The sequence below is a fragment of the Aeromonas sp. S11(2024) genome (assembly GCF_041402345.1).
Taxonomy (GTDB): Bacteria; Pseudomonadota; Gammaproteobacteria; order Enterobacterales; family Aeromonadaceae; genus Aeromonas; species Aeromonas veronii.
The window spans coordinates 173,958-180,432 of sequence record NZ_JBGLRC010000006.1 but is presented as its reverse complement, the minus strand read 5'-3'; the positions used below and the strand labels follow the sequence as shown (position 1 = coordinate 180,432).

Annotated in this window: 5 protein-coding genes; 1 reads left to right on the top strand and 4 read right to left on the bottom strand. The window is 61.0% G+C overall.

Going from position 1 to position 6,475, the window contains the following annotated elements:
• Both ACB040_RS08040 and radA read right to left on the bottom strand, forming a co-directional pair.
• Positions 1–480, bottom strand: a 480-nt coding sequence (locus tag ACB040_RS08040; protein WP_371154091.1) for a transposase domain-containing protein, incomplete at its 3' end; no start/stop codon positions are given.
• 138 nt (positions 481–618) lie between these two features.
• On the bottom strand, positions 619–1,986 hold the full coding sequence (radA, locus tag ACB040_RS08035) for a DNA repair protein RadA (RefSeq protein ID WP_371154089.1): 1,368 nt from the start codon (positions 1,984–1,986) through the stop codon (positions 619–621).
• A gap of 100 nt (positions 1,987–2,086) precedes the next feature.
• Here radA and ACB040_RS08030 point away from each other — a divergent pair, with 100 nt between their 5' ends.
• The gene (locus tag ACB040_RS08030) at positions 2,087–4,465 is read left to right on the top strand and encodes a PilZ domain-containing protein (RefSeq protein ID WP_371154087.1); all 2,379 of its coding nucleotides are present in this window, start codon (positions 2,087–2,089) and stop codon (positions 4,463–4,465) included.
• Positions 4,466–4,519: 54 nt separating this feature from the next.
• On the opposite strand, the gene ACB040_RS08025 is transcribed toward ACB040_RS08030, so the two are convergent.
• Together ACB040_RS08025 and serB are read right to left on the bottom strand one after the other, a co-directional pair.
• Complete coding sequence (locus ACB040_RS08025; RefSeq protein WP_236296397.1) at positions 4,520–5,425, bottom strand: alpha/beta fold hydrolase; 906 nt, start codon at positions 5,423–5,425, stop codon at positions 4,520–4,522.
• 28 nt (positions 5,426–5,453) lie between these two features.
• The gene (gene serB / locus ACB040_RS08020; protein ID WP_338772558.1) at positions 5,454–6,464 is read right to left on the bottom strand and encodes a phosphoserine phosphatase SerB; all 1,011 of its coding nucleotides are present in this window, start codon (positions 6,462–6,464) and stop codon (positions 5,454–5,456) included.
• Positions 6,465–6,475: the final 11 nt, after the last annotated feature.

The window sequence follows — 6,475 nt, the reverse complement described above, 5'->3', positions numbered from 1 at the left end:
CGGATAGGCGGTCTCCCCATGCTGGGTACCGGGCTTGGCAAAGGCGGCGGCATTGTCCGGGGTATCGGGGGTGCGCCACATCACGCCATCAACGGCGAGCAGTTGCAGCCCGGCCCAACCGGGATGATTGGCCTGCTGGTGCCAGAGAGAGGCGGTCTCGTGAAACAGCCGCTCAATGCTCTTGTCCCCCAGTTTTTGGCGAGCTTGCAGGAAGGCGCTGGGGGCAACGAAGGGGCGGTCGCCGGGCAACAGGATATCGAGCTGATTGACCAGCTGGGTCATGGGGACGTGGCGGAAGATAGCCATGCCGATGATGGCCCAGACCAGGCGCTCCATGGGCATACGGCGACGGCGCAGGGTCACGACATCCTCTTCGGCGAGCAGCGTTGTGATGAGCTCGGGAGGAATGAGGTCTGAGAGTGACTCAAACTGAGCAGCATTACTGGCATGCAGGAAATCGAGAGCCTGGTCGATACGCATAAAAAATCCGAAACCAATCAACAGGTTTCGGATTTTCACACAACAGAAGGATCGGTCAATGGATCCTTAACTGATCGGCATTAGCGCCGAGGCGCTCTTTTTCCGTTGTGCTGTTGTATCGATTACAATGCTGAGGGATTACAGCGCCTCGAGTGCCTCAGACAGCTTCTTGACCGGCACCACTTCCATCCCTTCGATGGGATGCTTGGGGGCATTGGCGTGCGGCACGATGGCACGGCGGAAACCGTGCTTGGCCGCCTCCTGCAGCCGCTCCTGGCCGGACGGCACCGGGCGAATTTCACCGGAAAGACCCACTTCGCCGAACACCACCAGATCCTTGGGCAGCGCCTGATCCCGGAAGCTGGAGACCATCGCCAGCAGCAGCGCCAGATCCGCGCTGGTCTCCTCGACCTTGACCCCGCCGACCACGTTGATGAAGACATCCTGATCCGCCATCTGCAGCCCGCCGTGACGGTGCAGCACCGCCAGCAACATGGCGAGCCGGTTGTGATCCATCCCCACCGCTACCCTGCGCGGGTTGGAGAGCTGGGAGTAATCCACCAGCGCCTGCAACTCCACCAGCAGCGGCCGAGTGCCCTCCCAGATCACCATGACGATGGAACCGGGCGCCTGCTCCTGCCCCCGGCTGAGGAAGATAGCGGAGGGGTTGCTCACCTCGCGCATCCCCTGTTCGGTCATGGCAAAGACCCCCAGCTCGTTGACCGCACCGAAGCGGTTCTTGTGAGAGCGCAGGGTACGAAAACGGGAGTCATGACCGCCATCTAGCAGCACAGAGCAGTCGATGCAGTGCTCCAGCACCTTGGGACCCGCAAGACTGCCATCCTTGGTCACATGGCCCACCATGAAGATGGCTACATGATTCTGCTTGGCGTAGCGGGTCAACAGCGCTGCCGCTTCGCGCACCTGTGAGACAGAACCGGGGGACGATTGCACATCCGCCACATGCATCACCTGAATGGAGTCGATCACCATGATCTGCGGCTGCTCCTGCTGGGCAATCAGGCAGATCTGCTCGACGCTGGTCTCGGAAAGCATCCGCAGCTTGTCGGTGGGCAGCCCAAGGCGGTTGGCCCGCATCGCGACTTGCTGGAGCGACTCCTCGCCGGTGACATAGAGGGTTTTCATCCGCTCTGCGAGACCACACATGGTCTGCAGCAACAGGGTCGACTTGCCCGCCCCCGGGTTGCCGCCGATCAGAATGGCCGATCCGGGCACCACACCGCCACCAAGCACCCGATCCAACTCCTTGAAACCTGAGGTAAAACGGGGAATTTCGGTAGTGGCGATCTCTGCCAGTGTCTGTACCTGACTGCCGACCGCGCCGGCATAACCGGTGTAACGGGCACTCTTGCCAGCGGAGCTCACCGAGCCAAGGCGCACCTCGGTAATGGTATTCCACTCCTTGCACTCGCTGCATTGACCTTGCCAGCGTGTGAAGTCGGCACCACATTCGGAACAAACATAAGCAGTTTTATTTTTGGCCATTGATAACTCGGGGACAGGATGAATTCCTGCTTGATATACTTGTTTGCGACCGACAGATCAAACCCAGAATCGGAAAAGTGACTTTCCGTGGCAGGAACAAATGGATTCAGAACACCAGCAACATCTGATTGAACAACTCGTCCCCTTGCTGCGGGAGAAAGATTTCGAGGAGATCTTCAACCGCATGACTCAGGAGGAAAACAGCAACAGCCGTTTTCTGATCAAGATGGAGCTCAAGCGCAAGTGCTCCCCCTGCCGCAGGGTCATCGACATGCGCGATGAGCTGGAGGATGAGTGCCTGGTGCATGAGTTCGACGGCATCACTCACTTCATGCCCGCCGATGCGATTGCCCTGTTCCAGTCCCAGTGCTATCTCTACCGCGATATCTATACCCTCGGTGTCTACGAGGCGCTGCAACAGTGGCAAAAGCAGCACCACAACGCCCGTGTGGATGGTCAGCTGTCTCCCCCGGCCAGCCCCTTCCGGCAATATGATGTCAACACCATTGCCTTTGCCAGCTACTACGGCCGCCGTCAGGAGCGGATGCACTTCAGCTCGCCGGTGCTGATCAAGTTTCAGGATGGTGAGAAGCTGTTCGCCAAGAGTTCCGATCTCTCGCTGGGTGGCATGCGGGTCTCGGTCCCCTATCTGCCGAGCTATCACACCGGTGCCCAAGTGGAGGTCTTCTTTACCGGACTGGAGCGGGACACCCCCAATCCGGTGCTGCACCAGCCGGTCGGCTATCAGATCCTCGGCGAAGAGAGCAAAGAGGGAAAATATTGGCTGCGGCTGGTGCGCTCCGGCGAACAGCCAGCCTTTGATGCCTTCCTCAGCGACTTTATCGATGCCAACAAGATCCGCTATCGGGTCAGCGTCGACTATCTGCTCTCCGCCGCCATCATCAAGGGGTATGAGCAGTTCTACCTGCCACGGATGACCGGTATGCCGCTCTTCTTCGGCACAGGCGACAGCCCTAATCTCGAGATAGCCCTGCGTACGGAAAACAACCAGCACCTGCTGGAGTATTGGCGCGATGAGAAAAACCGCGATGCCCTCGCGGGGCTTTTCAGCGCAGAGCGGATGAAACGGCTCTGCCCGGCCCCCGGCACCACCACCGAGACCATCATCTACTGCTTTACCCACACGGTGCGCAGCCACATCTACTTCTTCTCCGCCACCGCCGAGGAACTGCGCCAAAGTGGCCTCACCGCCCTCTTCTTCCAGGTGGGCTCACGCCGGCCCAGCTGGCGTGTCTACAAGTTCACGCTGGAGGCATGCGTTCTGATCGAGGCGGATGTGGGGCAACTGCAGGGGCAGGACAACCCGCAGTTACAAGACATCCTGCTGCTCGAGCGGCTCAAGCAGATCGGCTATTGCGGCCTGCTGCAGGAGATCGGCCTGGAGTCCCAGCGGGAAGAGTTCCATCAGGAGGGGATCAGCAACAACGCCAACGAGCTGCAACGCTTTGGTCACGAGCAGGGGGTTGCCCCGTTCGAGATCGAGACCCTGCACTATGTTCAGTTGCGCAAGGAGTCGCGCTACATCCACAAGACCGCGGTTGCCATCCATCACAACGGCAAATCCTGGATCGGCTGGACTCGCGACATCTCGACTCACGGCCTGCAAATCGAGCTGGAAGATGCCTTTATCGGCGAGAAGAACGATGTGGTGACCATCGCCCTGCCCCGCTTGCAGGAGCTCTCCAAGAGCATGGATCTGCAGCGCCTCTCCTACCGGCTGGTCAGCCTCAACATGACCCGCACCGTGCTGCACCTATGCATCGAAGGGGATTCGGATCGCCATACCGGCCGCCAATTCTTCAGCCTACTGATCGAGAGCAACCAGAACAAGCTCAAGGCGGCGCAGGAGCAGCGCCGCTATCGCGGGCTGGCGCGGGCACTGCGCAACATCTATACCCACCACCTGTTCAACTCACCGGTCTACGTCAACAAGCTGAAAGGCGCGCCCAAACCGGCCTCTATCGGCAAGTCGCTGCAACCGCGCAGTCTGCAGCGGCTGCTGCAAGCCTGTGCCGAGCTGCCGGAGCAGGAGAACCTCTATCCGCTGTTTCAGGGGGAGCTGCTCAAGGAGCTGCTGATGAACCCGCTGCGCGCCATCGAGCGGGAGGACAAACCGAGAGAAGACGAGGTCTATATCGCCAGCATCCAGACCAAGGCCGGCCTGCCCATCTTCAGCAGCCGGCTGGCCAGCAGCTTTGCCAACCTCAAAGAGAAGCGTCAGTTCATCGAGCTGGCGCAGCAACAGGGGGAGTTCTACTCGGTGCTGGTCGGCATCTCCCGCACCGGACGGCCCGACACCAACTTCATCGCCAACGAGCTGGACTACATCGCCAAGTTCGCCATCCACAAGGCACGCAAGCTGGAAGAGGAGCTCTGGAGCGTGGTGGGGGTGGGCGAACTGACCGATACCACCCAGGCCACCCTGTTCCGCTTTGGCATCACGCCGCCGCTGAACTGATGATCCGGAAACAGACAAAAATGAAACAGGGCGCTCGAGGCGCCCTGTTTTTTGTCATGCCGCCTGCGGGTTGAGCAGCCAGTCGAGGATCTGGGGGAAGTGATCCTCCTGCGCCTGCGGGGCGGTCAGCATATTGATGTGGTCATAATCGAGGCGGTTGCCGTTGTCCCGCCCCAATCGGGTGTGACGAGTTGCCGAACCCATCTCGTCGCTGAAGCGGCGCACATCGGTCGGGTGACCCAGCACCTTGTCCGCTTTGGCCGAGATCATCCAGAGCGGTGGCCAGTTGACCCGTGCCGCCGCCTCGTCATAGGCAAAACCGTCGTGAGGATCCTGCCAGGGGCCGCACTTGACCCAGGGGATGGTCTCCTGCAGATAGCGCAGCGGCTCGTCGTCAGCACCGATCTTCAGATTGCGAGCCGCCAGAAAACCACGGCGGCGAGCCAGCCAGGGGGCCAGCCGATTCCAGATCAGATCCACCTTCAGCCAGCGCTCGGGATTGTGCACCGACACGCCGCGCTTGGTGCCAAAAAACAGCAGACTGGCCACCTGATCCGCCAGCTCAGGAAAGCGCACCAGGGTCGAGGCCATGATGACACCGCCCCAGGAGTGGGCCACCCAGTGCACCTTGAAGCCATGATGGCGCTCGGCAATCCAGCGGTGCAGGGCGGGCAGATCCTCGGTGATCAGCTCATGCTGACCGTGCTCCGCCTGCTCGGCGATGGCTGGAGTGCTAAGCCCCCGCCCCCGCAAATCAGCCACATAGACCTGATAACCGTGGCGGGCCAGAAAGCAGGCCAACCCCTTGCCCGATTCGGTATAGAAGATCCGCCCATTCTCGATGGCGCCATGCACCATCAGGATCGGCTCGCCATGCACGGCGACCCGGGGTTTGATGTGGCGCACATGCAATTGATGGCCACCACAGGGGATAAACAGAGACTGCTGCAACAATTCCATTTTTATTGGTTTCCTCCTTGAAACACTGTCAGCGCTTGTCCCAGCGTTGCTCGCTGCAGGCCCGCGCCGCCAGCAGGCAGACCACCCCCTCCAGATCGTGATGATTGAGGGTGGCCGCCGCCTGCGCCCGCACCAGTGGTTTGGCGTGAATGGCAATGCCAAGACCCGCGGCCCCCATCATCTTGAGATCGTTGGCACCATCGCCGATGGCCACGGTCTGGGCGGCAGCAATGCCGTACTCCTGAGCAAGCTGCTGCAACACCTCGGCCTTGACGCTGGCATCAACAATGCGCCCGCTCACCTTGCCGCTCAGTTGCTCCCCTTCCACCGCCAGCTCGTTGGCGAAGATGGCGTCGAGCCCCAGATCGCGCTGCAACTGGCCAGCAAAACGGGTAAAACCGCCGGAGGCGATGGCCACCTTCCAACCCGCCCCTTTGAGGGTATCGACCATCAGCTGCAAGCCCGGCATCCAGGGCATCCATGCCGCCACCTCGTCGAGAATGGTGACCGGCGCCCCTGCCAGAAGGGCCACCCGATTGCGCAGGCTGTCGGAAAACTCCAGCTTGCCCTGCATGGCAGCAGCTGTTACCGCCGCCACCTGATCGCCGACCCCGGCAAGCCGGGCAATCTCGTCGATGCACTCGATGCGGATCGCGGTAGAGTCCATGTCCATCACCAGCAGGCCGGGCTCGTTCAGGGTCGGTAGCGCGGGCAGATGGCAGAGATCGATCTCCCACTCACCGCTCTTGAGCTCGGCCACCAGCTCGGAAGAGAAGCGATCGCAGCCAAGCAGCAGCAACGGCACGCCCGCCACCTCGGTGGGAGGATAGAGGGTGGCCGCCAACTCCTGTGCAGCCAACAAAGGTGACAGACACGCCAGATGGGGGGCACCCAGCCCCTTGCCAAACAGCACCAACCAGCCGCCAGCCTGCGGGGTCTCTGTCGGTTGCAACGCATCTGCGCTGAGCTGCCAACAGGGTGAGCCGGACAACAACGCGGGCCAATCGGATAACAGAGGAGGGAGCCGGGACAACAACATAAGGGATAAGC

What these genes read in the sequence shown, in the direction of transcription:
- radA (WP_371154089.1), bottom strand. Translation starts at nt 1,986, where the DNA reads ATGGCCAAAAATAAAACTGCTTATGTTTGTTCCGAATGTGGTGCCGAC.
- ACB040_RS08030 (WP_371154087.1), top strand. Translation starts at nt 2,087, where the DNA reads ATGGATTCAGAACACCAGCAACATCTGATTGAACAACTCGTCCCCTTG.
- ACB040_RS08025 (WP_236296397.1), bottom strand. Translation starts at nt 5,425, where the DNA reads ATGGAATTGTTGCAGCAGTCTCTGTTTATCCCCTGTGGTGGCCATCAA.
- serB (WP_338772558.1), bottom strand. Translation starts at nt 6,464, where the DNA reads ATGTTGTTGTCCCGGCTCCCTCCTCTGTTATCCGATTGGCCCGCGTTG.